Below are 16,295 nucleotides of genomic sequence, written 5' to 3' on the forward strand. Positions count from 1 at the left end.
TTTTTGCTGCGATGAATTGCGGCCTCCCGCCCCGTCTGCACAGGTATACCGATACCGGCCAGGAGGATCGCCATGCAAAAGATCGTCACCAACCTTTGGTTCGACACCCAGGCAGAGGAAGCCGCCGAGTTCTACTGTTCGCTGTTCGCCGACTCCAAGATCACCGACGTGCAGTACTTCACCGAGGCGGGCAACCGGCCGACGGATCTGGCCATCACCGTCGACTTCGAACTCAACGGCCAGAAGTTCACCGCGATCAACGGCGGCGGCGAATACCACTACACCCATGCCATGTCGCTATTGGTCAACTGCGACGGCCAAGCCGAGGTCGACCGGCTGTGGACGGCGTTGCTGGCCGATGGCGGGCAGGAAATCGAATGCGGTTGGCTGAACGACAAATACGGGGTGCCGTGGCAGATCTGGCCTGCCGAGGCGACCGAGCTGGTCACCAGCGATGACCGGGAAGCGGTGAACCGCGCGATGCGGGCGATGCTCGGGATGAAGAAGATCGTGCTGCAACAGATGCGCGACGCCTACAACGACAAGTGACCGACACCGGCTTGTGAGTTGGATCTTCATCCGATCATGGGGCGAACTCCCAGGGAAGGCAGGTAGTCTCGGGCTGGAAAATTTCACACCGCCAACGGGGGCTCGCACCAGCGGGCTGAGAGGACGGCTAGGGCCGTCGACCGTATGAACCTGACCGGGTAATGCCGGCGTAGGGAGGAACATCATGGCTGCTGCTACGTCCAAAGACGGATCCGAGATCATCGACACCGTCACCACCGGACCGATCGAAGGCAGTGTCAAGCACTACACCGAGGTAGACGGGCTGCGCATTCCGGTCCGTCGGGTCAATCTGACCAACGGCGAGCATTTCGACGTCTACGACACCTCCGGCCCGTACACCGACGACACAGCCCAGATCGATCTGGAGTCGGGCCTACCGAAATTGCGCGATACCTGGGCAAAGCCCGAGGTCGAAGGACCGCCGACCCAGCTGGCCTGGGCGCGGCAGGGCATCATCACGCCCGAGATGCGGTTCATCGCCGCCCGCGAGGGAGTGACACCCGAGCTGGTGCGTGACGAGGTCGCCCTCGGTCGCGCGGTGATTCCCGCCAATCACCAGCATCCGGAGCTGGAGCCGACCATCATCGGCAAGAAGTTCCTGGTGAAGATCAATGCGAACATCGGCAACTCGGCCGTCTCCTCCTCGATCGCCGAGGAGGTGGAAAAGATGGTGTGGGCCACCCGCTGGGGCGCCGACACCATCATGGACCTGTCCACCGGCAAGAACATCCACGAGACCCGCGAGTGGATCCTGCGCAACTCCCCCGTCCCGGTCGGCACCGTGCCGATCTACCAGGCGCTGGAGAAGGTGAACGGCGATCCGACCCAGCTCACCTGGGAGATCTACCGCGACACCGTGATCGAGCAGTGCGAGCAGGGCGTGGACTACATGACCGTGCACGCCGGCGTGCTGCTGCGCTACGTGCCGCTGACCGCCAAGCGGGTCACCGGCATCGTCTCGCGTGGCGGATCCATCATGGCCGCTTGGTGTTTGGCGCATCATCAGGAGTCGTTCCTCTACACCCACTTCGCCGACCTGTGCGAGATCCTGGCGAAGTACGACGTGACCTTCTCCCTCGGCGACGGCCTGCGGCCCGGGTCCATCGCCGACGCCAACGACGAGGCGCAGTTCGCCGAGTTGCGCACGCTCGGCGAGCTGACGAAGGTCGCGAAATCCTTTGGCGTGCAGGTGATGATCGAAGGTCCCGGCCACGTGCCGATGCACAAGATCGTGGAGAATGTGCGGCTCGAAGAGGAGCTGTGCGAGGAGGCGCCGTTCTATACCCTCGGCCCGCTCGCCACCGATATCGCGCCCGCCTACGATCACATCACCTCGGCCATCGGGGCGGCGATCATCGCGCAGGCGGGCACGGCGATGCTCTGCTACGTCACCCCGAAGGAACACCTCGGGCTGCCCAACCGAGACGACGTCAAGGTCGGCGTGATCACCTACAAGATCGCCGCGCACGCCGCCGACCTGGCCAAGGGGCATCCGCACGCGCAGGACCGGGACAACGAATTGTCCAAGGCGCGGTTCGAATTCCGCTGGCGCGACCAGTTCGCGCTGTCCCTGGATCCGGACACGGCGCGGGAGTACCACGACGAGACGATGCCCGCCGAGCCGGCCAAGACCGCGCACTTCTGCTCGATGTGCGGGCCGAAGTTCTGCTCGATGCGCATCTCCGCGGACGTCCGTGAGTACGCCGCGCGCAACCAGCTGACCGATGTCGAGGCGATCGAGGCGGGGATGGCGGAGAAGTCCGCCGAGTTCGTCGACAGCGGCAACGCGGTGTACCTGCCGATCGTCACGTAGTCACGGATTCGGCTGTCCGGCAACGGATCCGGTTCCCGCACCCCCTGCGTGCGGGAACCGGCCGGTCAGTCCCGGCGCATGATTTCGAGCAGTGATTCGAGGTGGTCGGCCGGGACGACTTCCATCGACTCGCCACTGCCCTGAATGGTGGCGGCGATATCGATGGCGATTCGGTTGCGCCACCAGTAGATCGAGCGGCTGACCGGCTTCGACCGGACCTCTCCCGCGACCAGGAGTTCGGCGAGCAGGCTGGTTCCCGCGAAAACCGTTGGGCCGGTGATCGGATGGACCAGCAGGTGGGTGTGTCCTGGAATGACGAGCAGCGCGCCCCACGGGCCGACGACCGGATAGTCATCCAGCCAGCGGACGTGCGCGGTGACGAAATCCGATGCCCCGTAGAGCATTTGGATATCTACATCGTCCATGCCGTCGATATCAGCGGCCATCAAGTCGAGCCCACCTTCGGCCTGGGTGTTGCGTTCGGCGATCGCGAACAGGTCCGATTCCCTTGCGCCCCAACGTTGCGCATTGGCGTAGGTGACCGGCGCCATGATGTCGCCGAAGTCGATCAGCACCCGCTGCAACAGGCCCGGCGCCACCAACCGGCGCACATCATTGATCAACCCCTTGGTGCGCGCCGAACACAGCCGGGTCCGCAGCATCGACCGCACCGACTCCAGGCGCGACACGTCGAGATGCCCGGCCGCCAGATCCGTGATCTGCATATCCAGCCGATCCCCGACAATCGTCGACCACAGCTGCCGCGGCGCCCGGGCGACCCGCCGCTCCAACCGTGTACACGGCAACACCACCCGGCCGCCGCCGCGCCCGGCGAACACGAACTCGTCCCCCGACTTCTCACAGCCATACCCGTGTCGCACTGCGACCTCGTTGACCAGCAACTTCAATAACCCCGAGGACGACTCCCGCATGACCCCTCGCTCCCGGTCGGGTACCTACCGGGTTCCATTCTATCGAACATACGTTCGAGGGTGGAGGGGCAGTTTTCGAACGCGGCAGTCGGCACAGGTTCCGGCAGTAGTGCCAGCACCACCAGACGTCGGGTAGGCGGCAGGCTTCTCGCGGCAGGTCTCGCATCCCTAGTTTCATTGGGATGCGGAGGAAACTTGTGATGCTGGGGATGACGGCCTTGATCGCCGCGTCGTGCGGCGTGGACGATTCGCCCCGTGCCGTGGAAGCGGGCCGGAAACAGATCACCGCCGCGCTGAATAACGCGGTGCGCCAAGGCTATCCGGGTGCGCAGGCGGTGGTCACCGAGGCCGGCCACACCTGGACCGTCACCGCGGGTGTCGCCGACCTGACCACCGGAAGCCCGTTCGCCGACAACGCTCGGCTCCGGATTGCCAGCAACACCAAGCCATTCGTCGCCACCGTGATGCTGCAATTGGTGGCCGAGGGCAAGGTCGAGTTGGATACGCCGGTGCAACGGTATCTTCCGGGCGTGGTGCACGGGCCGGGCATCGACGGCGATCGGATCACGATCCGAAACCTGTTGCAGCACACCAGCGGACTCCCCGAATACGCGGCCGAGTTCGGGACGCCACCCGAGCCGGGCCAGCTCGCCGCCCTGACCGAGCGAGTCCGCTGGGGGACAACGGATATCGCCGAAGCGATCCGCACCGCGCTCACCGCACCCGCCGATTTCGAGCCCGGTGCGCAATGGGCATACGCCAATACGAACTACGCCGTCGCCGGGATGGTGATCGAGAGGATCACCGGAAACCCGATCGGCGCGGAGATCACCCACCGCATCATCGAGCCACTCGGCTTACGCGACACCTACTACCCGGGCCCCGATGAAGTCGACATTCGCGGCCCGCATCCCAAGGGCTACACCGAAATCGACGGCGTGCGGGCCGACTACACCAGCCAGAACGTCTCGTGGGCCGGCGCGGCCGGGGCTATGGTCGCCTCCGGCGCAGACCTCAACCAGTTCTTCATCGCTCTGCTGGACGGAAGGCTGCTCCCACCCGCGCAATTGGCGGAAATGAAATCCGTCCGGCCCACCGGAGTGGACAGCAAGTTGGCCTATGGCCTCGGCCTGGCACGAATGACCATGTCCTGCGGCAACGAACTGTGGGGTCACACCGGCGGGCTCTCGGGCGCATTGACCTTCGACGGCGTAGTCCCCACTACGGGGCGCGCCGTCACCGTCGCCCTCAACCAGGACCTGATGGACGATCGCTACAACGAAGGCTTCCGGGTCTTGGAAACTGCCGCCTGCTCGGCACCCTAGGGCCTGCGCCGAAGTCCTTCCGGCCTAGCGGCGGAGGTCAGCCGAGTTCCTCGACCAGCCCGATGATGACGCCCTCAGGGCCGCGGACGTAGGCGTATCGGCAGTAGTCCTCGTATCGGGCCACCTTGCCGACGAGTTCGCCGCCGCGGGCGCGCAGGCGGGCGACGACCTCGTCGACGTCATCGATGGCGAAGGTCAGGCGCGGGATACCCGGGGTGTTCACCGCCGACTTGGGCGCGGTGTCGGTGGTCGTCGGCGAGCGGAACGTCGAGAGTTCGATGCGGCTGTGGCCGTCCGGGGTCCGCACGACGGCCATGTCCGCCAAGACGCCGTCCAGCGCGAGCAGGTCGTCGGCCCATTGGCCGCCGACCGTTGCCTCGCCCTCCAGTTCCAGGCCCAGTTCGACGAAGAACGCGACAGCGGCGGTGAGGTCCTCGACCACGATGCCGACGTGGTCCATCCGGCGGATCGTCATGTTGTTCTCCTCAGGTTCGTAGCGGCCCATTCTGGCCGGTTGGTCGGTTCAGGCACGCTCTTCGTGACTGCTTGTACCCCAGGGACGGAGCCGTTCGAGCGTTCTCGACATCCGCGGCGTATGAATTTCCAGATTTCTTTCCGGATCCGTTAATCGAGATCTTGAAGCTGTTGCAGAGCAATTTCGGATACGACGGCCGTAGCATCGGCGATTTCCGAAAGCGACCCACTGGGGAGCCATTGGGGACTCGCTGCCGCAAGTCGCGCGGAAATCACCAATTATATTGTGTCACTGGATCTTTCGACATTCAGAGCGTCCGCTCTCGCAACGCTGAGTGCCCGGGCCGTTGCCCGCCCCCAAGGCCGAGACATATCGTGTTGTTCACATTCGAACTTGAAATGCATTCGCCGACAAGGTGTTTGATCACTGAGCAGCACGCATGCCCGGCTGTTCAGGCGACGGCGCGGCCTACCTGGTTGCCGCGAAGTTGTTCATTGCCGCCTGCCACAGGTACATCGCGAATGCCGAATGTGAATTCCAGCCCGTCCCGTTCCCCGAGGAGATCGAAACCATGACTACCAACGACTCTCTGGATGATGATATCCCCCAGGCGATTACCCGCAAACGCCTGCTGCAACTGGGTCTGCTCGCCGTACCCGCCGCCGCGGCGCTGACCGCCGGCGCCGCGACCAGCACCGGCAGCCCCGGCGAAACCCAGCAAGCCCTGCCGGAGGATCTCGAGCCGACCCCCGCCTGCCACGACGGGGACGCTCCGACCATCGCGCAGACCGAAGGCCCCTACTTCAAGCCGAACTCGCCCCTGACCAGCGACCTGGTGATACCCGGCGCGCCCGGCACCCGCCTGTCGGTCAGCGGCTACGTGTTCACCCGTTCCTGCCGCCCGGTCGCCCAAGCCCTACTGGACTTCTGGCAAGCCGATAACAACGGCGCGTACGACAACACGGGCTACAAGTGGCGGGGACACCAGTTCACCGACGCAAACGGCCACTTCAGCCTGTCGACCATCGTCCCCGGCCTCTACCCGGGCCGCACCCGCCACATCCACGTCAAGGTGCAGGCCCCCAACCAGCGAATCCTGACCACCCAGCTGTACTTCCCCGGCGAACCGAGAAACAACACCGACTCCATCTTCGACCGCCGCCTGCTGATGACGGTCCGCACCGTCCCCGCAGGCAAAGAAGGGACCTACGACTTCATCCTGAACTTCCGCTGACCGTCATCCTCAGCGCCGACAGGTCCGTGCCCATCTGAAATCTCGGCGGCAACGAATGCGGAGGGATACGGCGTCGCGGTCAACTGGACCGAATCCATTGACGCACCACCGCACGACCCGACGAGAAGGATGACTTCCATGCGGAAACTTGCTGGCGCGCTTGCCCTTTCGAGTGCCATCGCGGCGTTCGCCGCCCCCGTCGCATACGCAGAGGCGGCCGACGGCGACGCGAACGCCGCGGTGTTCAAGGTCCTGCACAAGGACGGTTCGGTCATTGCCGCATATGACTGCACCGAGGGTGATACCGCGACGATCACCGTCAAGGTGACCTACAAGAACTCCGGTGCCAAAGGCAGCGGGTCCGTCGAGAACCTCGAATGCACTGGAAAGCCGACGTTCGTCACCATCAAGACCGATCTGGGTGCCGGCAACCACGGCGACAAGGTCAGCAGCGACATCAGCATCAAGGCCGAAGGACCGGATCCCGCCATCGGCGGATCGTTCGCCGAGGTCCCGGCCGACGGCACGGCTGACTGACCGCGCGCCCCAGGCTGTTCGTCAGTCCAGCGCCGGATCGACCAGGGCAAGAGCGTAGTTCGCCGTGGAGCGCTGGTAGCGGGGTAGGTGGGGGGCGAGGGCGGTGAGGGTGTGCGCGAGGGCTTCTCGGTCGCGGCCGAGGGTGGCGAGGCAGAGGGCCAGGAATGCGCGTACGGCGTCGTCCAGTTCGTCGGACTGGGCGTCGAGTTCCTTCGTCAGGAGTTCGACGCCCTCCGCCGCCTGGCCGATGTTTCGCAGTGAACTCGACAACTGGATCGTGGCCCGGCGGCGTCGAATACCGTCCAGGCCGCGAGCCAGCGCCTCTCGATACAGCGGAATTGCCTTGTCCGAGTGCCCCGTTGAATCCCACGCGCACGCCTGCTCGAACCGGCCGAGTGGATGATCCGCGGGCAGTTCAGCGACCAACGCATCGATCACCGCACGAAACTCCCCCGCCCGAGCCTCGTCATAGTCGTCGAACGCAGCCCAGGCCGCAGCCACCCGCTCTTCCCAATCCCGGTTCACGCTGCCCACTTTCGCATATGGTTCCGGACCGATCGACGCGATGTCAGGACGCCTGACGATACGCACCGCGCTCAGCCGATCCCGGTGAATACTGAGCGGATGGGAGCACTCAGCATCTGGCACATTCTCATCCTGCTTGTCCTCCTTGCGATCGTGGGAGGAATCGCCGGCGTCGTATTTCTCGCCGTGAAGTCCAGTTCGCGGCCGCGATCGGGGCAGCAACCGGTCGGCTCGATCGCGCCGGGCTGGTACCCGGACAATGCGAATCCGGCGCTTCTGCGCTGGTTCGACGGGCATCAGTGGACGGCGCAAACCCAGCCGCGCCAATGAGTCTCGACCATCCACAGCGCTTCCGGGTTACGGCTGCGCCAGTCGAAAGCCGTTAGTAGGACTGGAGTTCGATCAGCGTGCCGGCCGGATCGCGGAGGTGGGCGGTGCGGAGGTTGGGGGACCAGTCGGGGCGGTTGGTGGGGGCGGTGACGGGGGTTGCGCCGTTTTGAAGGCAGAGGGTGTGGGCTGTGTCTACGTCTTTTACTCGGCAGACGAACATGACGGTGTCTTGGGTGGGGGTGGATTGGGTTGGGAGGGTGGTGGTTCCGGCTACCTTGGCCATGGCGGTGCGGTCGAAGAGGATCAGGGCGGCTTGGTTGTCTACGTCCCAGTTGGCGTAGGGGCCTTCGGGGGTGCCTTTGATCAGGTTGGCGCCGATGAGGTCGGGGAGGACTGCGGCGTAGAAGGTGAAGCATTCGGCGAAGTGGGTGACGAGCAGTCTCGGGTGTAGGGCGTCCACGGGGTCTCCAATTAGTAGGGTCAGACCTACTATAGGTCTCGCCCTACAATAGGTCGATGGACTCTGGACATGCGCTGCCGCCGAGCTTGCTCGGGCTGGATATCTACCTGTTGTCGCGGGTGGGGAAGGTGGCGCGGGGGCGGTTCGCGGATCGGCTGGCCGAGCGCGGGCTTCGGCTGTGGCACATGGCGATACTCGCGGCGTTGGCCGACTTCGGGGCACATGCGCAGCGGGATCTCGCCGAGCGGCTCGCCATTCATCCGAGTGATGTGACCAAGGTGGTCGATGAGCTGGCCGCCGCGGGTCAGGTCGAGCGGGCGCGGGACGAGGCCGATCGACGGCGGATGACCGTGCGGATCACCCGCGCCGGGTGTGCGGCGCTGACCGCTCTTGACAAGGAAGCAGATCAGGTCGGCGACGATATCCTCGCACCGCTGAACCCGCAGGAACGCGCCCAGCTGTCCGAGTTGATGCGCCGCGTTTTCGCCCACGCATACCCGGCCGACCCGCGTTGAGCTGCGCGAAACACCACTCAGTGGGAGCCGGTGACCCGGAAACCCTTGGGCACCAACCAGACCGCGACAACCGCCACCACGGCGACGATCGCCGCTGAAACATAGGCGGTAGTAGTGAGCGCCACATCGAACGCGTGCCGGGCTGCCTCGAGCACTTGCTCGCGCGGCGCACTGTCCAGGCGGCCGGCTACTTCCACCGCGCCGCCGATGGATTCCCTTGCCTCATCGAGGTTTTCACCACGCAACGGCAGGCCGATCATGTTCTCGGTGAAGATCCGCCCGTGAATGCTGCCGAGCAGCGCGACGCCGAGCCCCATGCCGAGTTCGTAATTGGTCTCCGACACCGCGCCTGCCTGCCCGGCCCGTTCGGGCGGAACCGCGGAAACCAGAACGGCAGCCGCCGCGGTGATCGCCAGTCCGTCGCCGAGACCGAAGGACGCAAGTACCAGTGCGACAACGGGATACGTGGTCGGCTCGGGACTGAGTGCCAGCCCGAGGAACCCGATGGCGAGCGCGCCGAGCCCGATGGCGAGCACCGCCCGAACGCCGATGTGCTGCATCAACCACGGGGTCGCCAATGACGCGACCAGCAGCGTCAACGCCGACGGCAAGGTGCGCAGACCCGCCTCGGACGGCGAGTAACCGTGCACGTACTGCAACCACAACGAGATCAGGAACAGCGCGGCGCCGATCGCGAGCATGGCGAGCAACGTGGCGAGCGCGGCGGCCGAGAACGCGCCGTTGCGGAACAACCGCACGTCGAGCAACGGATCGGCGGCGGCGAGCTGCCGGCGCGCGAACCAGATGAGCAGCAGCACACCGAGAATCAGGATGGCCCAGTCCACCGGGGCGGGCGTGCCCTTGGCGACATGCTTGATCCCCCAGGCCAATCCGACGATACCGACGATCGACAACGCGGCGGCCGGCCAATCGAGCGAACCCAATTGCGGCGCACGATATTCCGGCAGCAACCAGGCACCGACCGCTACGGTCAGCAGCACGACCGGCACGTTCAACCAGAAGGCGGACGCCCAGCCGAAGTGCTCCACCATCACCCCGCCGACGATCGGGCCGATGGTCGCGCCGGCGCCCGCCACCGCGGCCCAGATGCCGATCGCCAGCGTGCGCTCCCGCGCATCGGTGAAGATGTTCCGGATCAGCGACAACGTCGACGGCATCACCATCGCGCCGCCGATGGCGAGCAGCACCCGGCCCGCGATCAACTGCCACGCGCTCTGCGACGTCGCCGCCACCACCGAGGCCACGCCGAAAAGCACGAAACCCGTGAGGAACAACAACTTCCGGCCGACCCGGTCACCGACCGCGCCCGTGGTGATCAGCAAACCGCCGAGCACCAACCCGTACACGTCGATGATCCACAGCTGTTCGAGCTGCCCCACCCGCAGATCGGCGATCAGCGACGGCAGGGCGACGTTCAGAATCGTGGCATCCATCGCCACCAGTAGCAGGCTGGCACACAGCACGGCGAGCATCACCCACCGGACGCTGCCCACCGTCGATACGTCGCCACTCGTCTCCGGCCCGCTCGCCGCCATCCCGCCTCCTCGCTCGCCCCAGCTCAGCATTCACCGCACTCCAGCAAACACCAAGTAACCGCGCCGCCGGACGACTTCTTCGCACATCGGCAGGCGCTCCGCACGGAACGACTACCGGAGGGCTTGGTCGATCAGCAGGCGGGCAGCGCGATCGGTGCGCTCGACATCGCCGGTGATCAGGCGGTCCTGAAGGATCCCGCGCAACCCCGAAACAAGCAGTGTCGCCACGAGTTCCGGATCATCGATGGACGGCAATCCGCGCAGTCCGCCGGCCAGCGACTCGACGAACGTCGCGATGGCCGTCTTGGCGTAATCGGCGTACGGACTGTCCGCAGCGCACGCGGCGCCGAGCACCTGCAACATGACCCGGACGCTGGTCCGGCCGTCACCGGAGGTGTTCGCGGTCCAGAACCCCCACAGCTGCGCACGCAACTCGGTGGCATCGGAAACCCCTGAGAACAGCGCCGCGAGGTCCGGACGCTGGGTGGCCAACGCCTGGACCAGCAACTCCTCCTTGGTGGTGAAGTAGTAGATCAGCATCCGCGAGCTGGTGCCGAGCTCGGCCGCGAGCGGTCGCAGGGACAGCTCGGCGAGGCCGTGGTCGGCGATATAGCGCACGACGGCGGCGAGCAGTTCGGCGCGTTTGGCGTGGTCGAGGGGACGGGCCATGAGTTGACTGTAGCGACTGCTACAGGTATCCATGACATCGTGACTGTAACAATCGCTTCAGAAACTCGGGATTCCGTGGTCGTCACCGGCTACGCGGCCACCACGTCGATGGCCGAGGACATGGATACAACCTGGTCGGAGCTGCTGCTCGGGCACACCGGCATCGGCGTGCTGACCGAGGACTTCGTCGCCGAGTACGACCTGCCGGTGCGGATCGGCGGGAAGCTGAAGTCCCGTCCGGGCGAGCAGTTGACCAGGATCGAACAGCGCCGGCTGTCCTATGTCGAACAGCTGGCGCTGGTGCTCGGCCGCGCGGTCTGGCGCAACGCCGGGGCTCCTGAGCTGGACGGCGACCGGCTCGCGGTCGCCATCGGCACCGGGCTCGGCGGCGGGGACGCGCTGATCAACGCGGTCGACGCGATGCGGGCCGGCGGCTATCGGAAGGTGTCGCCGATGTCGGTGCCGATGGTCATGCCGAACGGTCCCGCCGCCACCGTCGGCCTCGAAATCGGCGCCAGGGCAGGGATTTACACGCCGGTGTCGGCCTGCTCGTCCGGCTCCGAGGCGATCGCCCAGGCGTGGCGGCTGATCAGCACCGGCGAGGCCGACGTGGCGGTGGCCGGCGGCGTCGAGGGCCACATCGACGCGGTGCCCATCGCGAGTTTCGCCATGATGCGGGCGATGAGCACCCGAAACGACGAACCGGAGCGGGCGTCGCGACCCTTCGACCGGGACCGGGACGGATTCGTCTTCGGCGAGGCGGGCGCGCTGATGGTGCTGGAATCGGAGCGGCACGCCCGAGCCCGCGGCGCGGAAATCCACGGCCGGGTGCTCGGCGCGGGAATCACCTCCGACGCTTACCACATCGTCGCCTCGGAACCGGCGGGCGTCGGCGCGGCGCGGGCCATGCGCAAGGCGATAGCCACTGCGGGGCTTCAGGTTTCGGACATCCAGCACGTCAACGCGCACGCGACCTCCACCTCGATCGGCGATGCGTCGGAGGCAAACGCGATCGCCGCCGTGACGCCGGACGCGTCGATCTACGCGCCCAAATCCGCACTAGGACACTCGATCGGCGCGGTGGGCGCGCTCGAATCGCTGATCACGATGCTGACTCTGCGCGACCAAATCGTCCCGCCCACACTGAATCTCGACAATCGCGATCCGGAGATCGAGCTCGACATCGTCAGCGGCGCGGCCCGCGCGCAGCGCATCGACTACGCCCTGAACAACTCGTTCGGCTTCGGCGGCCACAACGTGGCCCTCGCCTTCGGCCGGGCTTGACTCGCGCAAGATCACCGGCCGGAATCCCGCTCCGGAAACCGTCGTTGCAGAATTCGTAGACCGAACACTGCGCAGACCGGCAATGCTGCTGGTCCGACGGACGGACAACGACGTGAGCGACGCCTTCTACCTACCCGACGACAACGACCCGCACCGGTTCGTCTCCACCGAACTGACGCGGGGCCCGTGGTCGCCGGACGCGCAACATGCCGGCCCGCCCTCCGCGCTGCTCGGCCACGCGATCGAGCGCTGCGAACCGCGCGCGGGATTTCAGGTCGGCCGTGTCGCCGTGGAGATCCTCGGCCCGATCCCGCTGGAGCCGCTGACCGTGCAGACCCGCGTCGCGCGAGCAGGACGCAGCGTGGAGCTGATCGAGGCGACGCTGTCCACCGACCGCGGCCCGGTAATGCAGGCCAACGCATGGCGTTTCAAGCGCGCCGACCCGGAACTCCAACTCCCCGAACACATCCTGCCGACCGGCGCCCGCCCCGGCCCGGAACACGCACCCGGCGCGACCCCGTTCCCCTCGGATCAAGCCATCGGCTTCCACACCGGAATCGAATACCGCTTCGTCACCGGCTCTTTCATCGACGCGGGCCCGGCGATCTGCTGGATCCGGCTGAAGTACCCGATCGTCGCGGGCACCGACCCGAGCCCGCTGGAACGCACCCTGGCCGCCGCCGACTCCGGCAACGGCGTCAGTTCCGTCCTCGACTGGGCCGGTTACCTGTTCATCAACACCGACCTCACCGTCACCCTGCACCGCCAACCGGCCGGCGAGTGGGTCTGTCTGGACGCCGCCACTTACCCGCAGCCGCACGGCATCGGCCTGGCCGAATCGGCCCTCTTCGACGAGAAGGGCCCGCTGGGCCGCAGCACGCAGACCCTGTTCCTCACCACCCGGTCGTAGCCGACCGTCCGCGGTAGGCGGAAGACTTCGCCGGTCGCCGACGACGGCTCATGGCCGCCGCTCCCAGCGCCAAGCGAACTCTCCCGCCTTGGGCGGGGGGCCGGGCAGATCACCGTCCACGGACAGGCCGTCCACCAGCATGGCCAGCACGCGGCGGCGCAGCTGGGCGGTGCGGTCGGGGTCGGGCATCGAGATGGCCGCACAGGATTCCAGGATGAGGCCGAGATCTTCCGAGGTGACTCCAGGGCGCAGCCGGCCGCTGGCCTGCGCGCGGCGCACCAACTCGTCGTTCGCCTCGGCCGAGTGCAGGACGTCGGGCAGGATAGATTCATCGGGGGTGAAGGTGCCGGCCAGGTGCACGGTCAGCGAGTGCACGTCGGCGTCGACGACCCGTTCCAGGAAGCCGACCAGGCCCTGCCAGCCGTCCGAATCCTCCAGTGCCGCATCGGCTTCCGTGTTGTAGCGACGCAGCCCTTCGTAGCAGAGCGTGCGTAACAGGACCTCCTTGCTCGGGTAGCGGCGATAGAGCGCGCTGATCCCTACTCCCGCCCGTTCGGCGACGGCGGCGATCGGCGCGTTGGCGTCGGCGAGGAACACGGCGCGGGCGGCGTCCAGGATGAGCCCGTCGTTGCGGGCCGCCTGCGCCTTCCGCCCGGGCAACGCCTTCTGAGCTGGCGTATCGGGTGACTTCGGCATGTTTTGAGAATAGCACTTGAAACGGAACGATCCGTTCTGCTACGGTTTCAAACAGAACGAAGCATTCCGTTTCGCAAGGAGTTCAGATGACCACCATCACCCCCTTCCGCATCGACGTCCCCCAGGCCGACCTCGACGATCTGCGGGCGCGGCTGGCCCGCACCCGCTGGGCCGATCAGATCCCCGGCTCGGGCGATACCTACGGGGTGAGCGTCGACCGGGTCCGCCACCTGGTGGATTACTGGCGCGACGGGTTCGACTGGCGCAAGGTCGAAGCGACGCTGAACGCCTACCCGCAGTTCACCACCGAGATCGATGGGCAGCGGATCCACTTCCTGCACGTGCGGTCGCAGCAGGACAACGCCTTCCCGCTGATCCTGACCCACGGCTGGCCGGGCACCTTCGTCGAGTTCCTCGGCGTCATCGAGCCGCTCACCGCGGCCGGATACGACCTGGTGATCCCCTCGGTGCCGGGGTACGGATTCTCCGGTCCGACAACGGAATCCGGTTGGCACGACACCAGGATCGCCAAGGCCTGGGCCGAGCTGATGCGCCGGCTCGGGTACGACAAGTACGGCGCGGTCGGCAATGACGGCGGCGCGCAGATCTCCCCCGAACTCGGCCGCGTCGATCCGGAGCACGTTGTCGCCGTGCAGGTTTCGCAGATCTACTCGTTCCCGACCGGCGACCCGGCCGAAATGGCCGACCTCACCGAGGACGAGGCGCAGTCGCTGGCGACGCTCGATTGGTTCGTCAAGAACAAGATGGGCTTCAACATCTTGCAGTCACAGCAGCCGCAGACCTTGGCGCACGCGCTGGTGGATTCGCCGGCCGGACTGGTCGGCTGGAACGGCCAGCTGCTCGGGCCGGATCTCGACGACGACTTCGTGCTGACCAATATCGCGATCCATTGGCTCACCGGCACAGCGGGTTCCGCGATCCGGCACTACTTCGAGAAGGCTCAGGCGGACAAGCCGACCGGGCCGATCACGGTGCCGCTGTCGCTGTCCGGATCGAACGGCGACTTCCACGGCATCCGCCGCTTCGCCGAGCGGGATCACAGCAACATCGTCTCGTGGCGGACCCACGATGTGTACACCCACTACCTGCACCACGTCGGGCCCGAGCTGATGTCCGGCGAGATCACCGAGTTCTTCGCCCAGTACCGCTGAGCGTTCCGCATTCAGACCGCGGCCCACGCCCTCCCGGTGTGGGCCGCGGCAAACCCCCAAGCATTTCGTTCTACGAGGAGAAAACCATGAGCACCATCAAGCCGTTCCAGATCGACGTCCCCCAGGCCAAGCTCGATGATCTGGCCGACCGGCTGCGCCGGGCGCTGTGGCCGAGCGAACTGCCGGGTGTCGGCGATGCCTACGGCGTGCCCGGAGATCGGGTCCGGACGCTCGCGCAGTACTGGCTGGAGAGCTTCGACTGGCGGGCGCTGGAGGCGAGGCTGAACTCCTACCCGCAGTTCACCGCGGAGATCGACGGCGAGGAGATCCACTTCCTGCACATCACCTCGTCCCGGCCGGACGCCGTGCCTGCCATCCTGACCCACGGCTGGCCGGGCTCGATCCTGGAATACCTCGACGTCATCGCGCCGCTGACCGAGCCGGAGTCGGCCGACGCACCCGCATTCCACCTGGTCATCCCGTCGCTGCCGGGCTTCGGCTTCTCCGGCCCGACCCGCAGCACCGGCTGGAACCGGGTGCGCACCGCGAAGGCGTGGGTGGAGCTGATGGATCAGCTCGGCTACCAGCGCTATCTCAGCATCGGCAACGACGCAGGCTCGATGATCGCGCCGGAGATGGCCCGGCTCGCGCCGGACAAGCTGATCGGAGTCCATGTGACGCAACTGTTTTCGTTCCCGTCCGGCGATCCGGCCGAGTTCGAGGACATGTCCGGGGAGGACATGGCGGCACTGGGCCACCTGCAGTGGTTCCACGACAACAAAATGGCGTTCAACACCTTCCTCAGCCAGCAGCCGCAGACCCTGGCCTACGCGCTGACCGACTCGCCGATCGGCCTGCTGGGCTGGAATGCGCAGCTGATGGGCGAGGGTCTGGACCACGACTTCGTCGTCGGCAACGTGGCGATCTACTGGCTGACCGGCACCGCGAGCTCGTCCACCCGGTTCTACTACGAAGACGCGCACGCCACCGAGCAGCCGGCCGGACCGACCACCGTGCCCACCGCGCTGGCCATGTTCAAGGGCGACTTCCAGTCGATCCGCCGCTTCGCCGAGCGCGACCACAAGAACATCGTCCGCTGGAACTCCTACGACGCCGGTACCGCGCAGGGCGGGCCGAACGACGCGGCGGGGCACTACGCCGCGCACGAGGCGCCGGAGATTCTGGTCGGCGACATCCGCGAGTTCGTCGCGCAACTCGGCTGACGCGAGACAGTCGCTTATGTCATCGAGACTCACGGCGATGGTTCGTCTCACTCCGCGCTGTTGTACTTG

General features: G+C 66.3%; 18 protein-coding genes and 1 riboswitch. Of the genes, 11 read left to right on the forward strand and 7 right to left on the reverse strand.

The window, feature by feature from the left end; translation table 11 throughout:
* Nucleotides 1-72 precede the first annotated feature (72 nt).
* Nucleotides 73-549, forward strand: a complete 477-nt coding sequence (locus AB0M22_RS11870; RefSeq protein ID WP_364724284.1) for a VOC family protein — start codon at nt 73-75, stop codon at nt 547-549.
* Nucleotides 550-633: 84 nt separating this feature from the next.
* Nucleotides 634-742, forward strand: a riboswitch (TPP riboswitch).
* On the forward strand, nt 734-2,383 hold the full coding sequence (thiC, locus tag AB0M22_RS11875; RefSeq protein WP_364724287.1) for a phosphomethylpyrimidine synthase ThiC: 1,650 nt from the start codon (nt 734-736) through the stop codon (nt 2,381-2,383). (Overlaps the previous riboswitch by 9 nt.)
* Nucleotides 2,384-2,448: 65 nt before the next feature.
* Here the strand turns inward: thiC and AB0M22_RS11880 are convergent, their stop codons facing one another.
* Nucleotides 2,449-3,315, reverse strand: a complete 867-nt coding sequence (locus AB0M22_RS11880) for a hypothetical protein (RefSeq protein ID WP_364724290.1) — start codon at nt 3,313-3,315, stop codon at nt 2,449-2,451.
* A gap of 200 nt (nt 3,316-3,515) precedes the next feature.
* Between AB0M22_RS11880 and AB0M22_RS11885 the strand changes: the two genes are divergently transcribed.
* Nucleotides 3,516-4,640: a serine hydrolase domain-containing protein gene (locus AB0M22_RS11885; RefSeq protein WP_364724293.1), complete on the forward strand. Its 1,125-nt coding sequence runs from the start codon at nt 3,516-3,518 to the stop codon at nt 4,638-4,640.
* Between the two features lie 37 nt (nt 4,641-4,677).
* Here the strand turns inward: AB0M22_RS11885 and AB0M22_RS11890 are convergent, their stop codons facing one another.
* Complete coding sequence (locus AB0M22_RS11890; protein WP_364724296.1) at nt 4,678-5,115, reverse strand: VOC family protein; 438 nt, start codon at nt 5,113-5,115, stop codon at nt 4,678-4,680.
* Nucleotides 5,116-5,554: 439 nt separating this feature from the next.
* Here AB0M22_RS11890 and AB0M22_RS11895 point away from each other — a divergent pair, with 439 nt between their 5' ends.
* Nucleotides 5,555-6,349, forward strand: a complete 795-nt coding sequence (locus tag AB0M22_RS11895; protein WP_364724298.1) for a dioxygenase — start codon at nt 5,555-5,557, stop codon at nt 6,347-6,349.
* 138 nt (nt 6,350-6,487) lie between these two features.
* Complete coding sequence (locus AB0M22_RS11900) at nt 6,488-6,886, forward strand: hypothetical protein (protein WP_364724301.1); 399 nt, start codon at nt 6,488-6,490, stop codon at nt 6,884-6,886.
* Nucleotides 6,887-6,907: 21 nt separating this feature from the next.
* Here the strand turns inward: AB0M22_RS11900 and AB0M22_RS11905 are convergent, their stop codons facing one another.
* The gene (locus tag AB0M22_RS11905; RefSeq protein WP_364724303.1) at nt 6,908-7,411 is read right to left on the reverse strand and encodes a tetratricopeptide repeat protein; all 504 of its coding nucleotides are present in this window, start codon (nt 7,409-7,411) and stop codon (nt 6,908-6,910) included.
* Between the two features lie 84 nt (nt 7,412-7,495).
* On the opposite strand from AB0M22_RS11905, the gene AB0M22_RS11910 reads away from it, so the two are divergent.
* Nucleotides 7,496-7,741: a DUF2510 domain-containing protein gene (locus AB0M22_RS11910; protein WP_364724306.1), complete on the forward strand. Its 246-nt coding sequence runs from the start codon at nt 7,496-7,498 to the stop codon at nt 7,739-7,741.
* Nucleotides 7,742-7,793: 52 nt separating this feature from the next.
* Here AB0M22_RS11910 and AB0M22_RS11915 read toward each other — a convergent pair whose 3' ends face one another.
* Nucleotides 7,794-8,201, reverse strand: a complete 408-nt coding sequence (locus tag AB0M22_RS11915) for a VOC family protein (protein WP_364724309.1) — start codon at nt 8,199-8,201, stop codon at nt 7,794-7,796.
* 56 nt (nt 8,202-8,257) lie between these two features.
* On the opposite strand from AB0M22_RS11915, the gene AB0M22_RS11920 reads away from it, so the two are divergent.
* A complete protein-coding gene (locus tag AB0M22_RS11920) occupies nt 8,258-8,716 on the forward strand; it encodes a MarR family winged helix-turn-helix transcriptional regulator (RefSeq protein WP_364724312.1) in 459 nt (152 codons plus the stop codon).
* A 17-nt stretch (nt 8,717-8,733) separates the two neighbouring features.
* Here AB0M22_RS11920 and AB0M22_RS11925 read toward each other — a convergent pair whose 3' ends face one another.
* Both AB0M22_RS11925 and AB0M22_RS11930 read right to left on the reverse strand, forming a co-directional pair.
* Entirely contained in the window at nt 8,734-10,272 is a 1,539-nt protein-coding gene (locus AB0M22_RS11925; protein ID WP_364724314.1) for an MFS transporter, read from the reverse strand.
* Nucleotides 10,273-10,383: 111 nt separating this feature from the next.
* Nucleotides 10,384-10,941: a TetR/AcrR family transcriptional regulator gene (locus tag AB0M22_RS11930; protein WP_364724317.1), complete on the reverse strand. Its 558-nt coding sequence runs from the start codon at nt 10,939-10,941 to the stop codon at nt 10,384-10,386.
* 39 nt (nt 10,942-10,980) lie between these two features.
* Here AB0M22_RS11930 and AB0M22_RS11935 point away from each other — a divergent pair, with 39 nt between their 5' ends.
* Nucleotides 10,981-12,225 carry a KasA/KasB family beta-ketoacyl-ACP synthase gene (locus tag AB0M22_RS11935; RefSeq protein WP_364724320.1) on the forward strand — a complete coding sequence of 415 codons (1,245 nt, stop codon included), beginning with the start codon at nt 10,981-10,983 and terminating at the stop codon, nt 12,223-12,225.
* Nucleotides 12,226-12,337: 112 nt separating this feature from the next.
* Complete coding sequence (locus AB0M22_RS11940; protein WP_364724322.1) at nt 12,338-13,135, forward strand: thioesterase family protein; 798 nt, start codon at nt 12,338-12,340, stop codon at nt 13,133-13,135.
* Nucleotides 13,136-13,183: 48 nt separating this feature from the next.
* Here AB0M22_RS11940 and AB0M22_RS11945 read toward each other — a convergent pair whose 3' ends face one another.
* Nucleotides 13,184-13,831: a TetR/AcrR family transcriptional regulator gene (locus AB0M22_RS11945; RefSeq protein ID WP_364724325.1), complete on the reverse strand. Its 648-nt coding sequence runs from the start codon at nt 13,829-13,831 to the stop codon at nt 13,184-13,186.
* Between the two features lie 86 nt (nt 13,832-13,917).
* Between AB0M22_RS11945 and AB0M22_RS11950 the strand changes: the two genes are divergently transcribed.
* Together AB0M22_RS11950 and AB0M22_RS11955 are read left to right on the forward strand one after the other, a co-directional pair.
* Nucleotides 13,918-15,003, forward strand: a complete 1,086-nt coding sequence (locus AB0M22_RS11950) for an epoxide hydrolase family protein (RefSeq protein WP_364724328.1) — start codon at nt 13,918-13,920, stop codon at nt 15,001-15,003.
* Between the two features lie 86 nt (nt 15,004-15,089).
* Nucleotides 15,090-16,226 carry an epoxide hydrolase family protein gene (locus AB0M22_RS11955; protein WP_364724331.1) on the forward strand — a complete coding sequence of 379 codons (1,137 nt, stop codon included), beginning with the start codon at nt 15,090-15,092 and terminating at the stop codon, nt 16,224-16,226.
* Nucleotides 16,227-16,295: the final 69 nt, after the last annotated feature.

This window comes from Nocardia sp. NPDC051756, from assembly GCF_040681495.1.
Taxonomy (GTDB): Bacteria; Actinomycetota; Actinomycetes; order Mycobacteriales; family Mycobacteriaceae; genus Nocardia.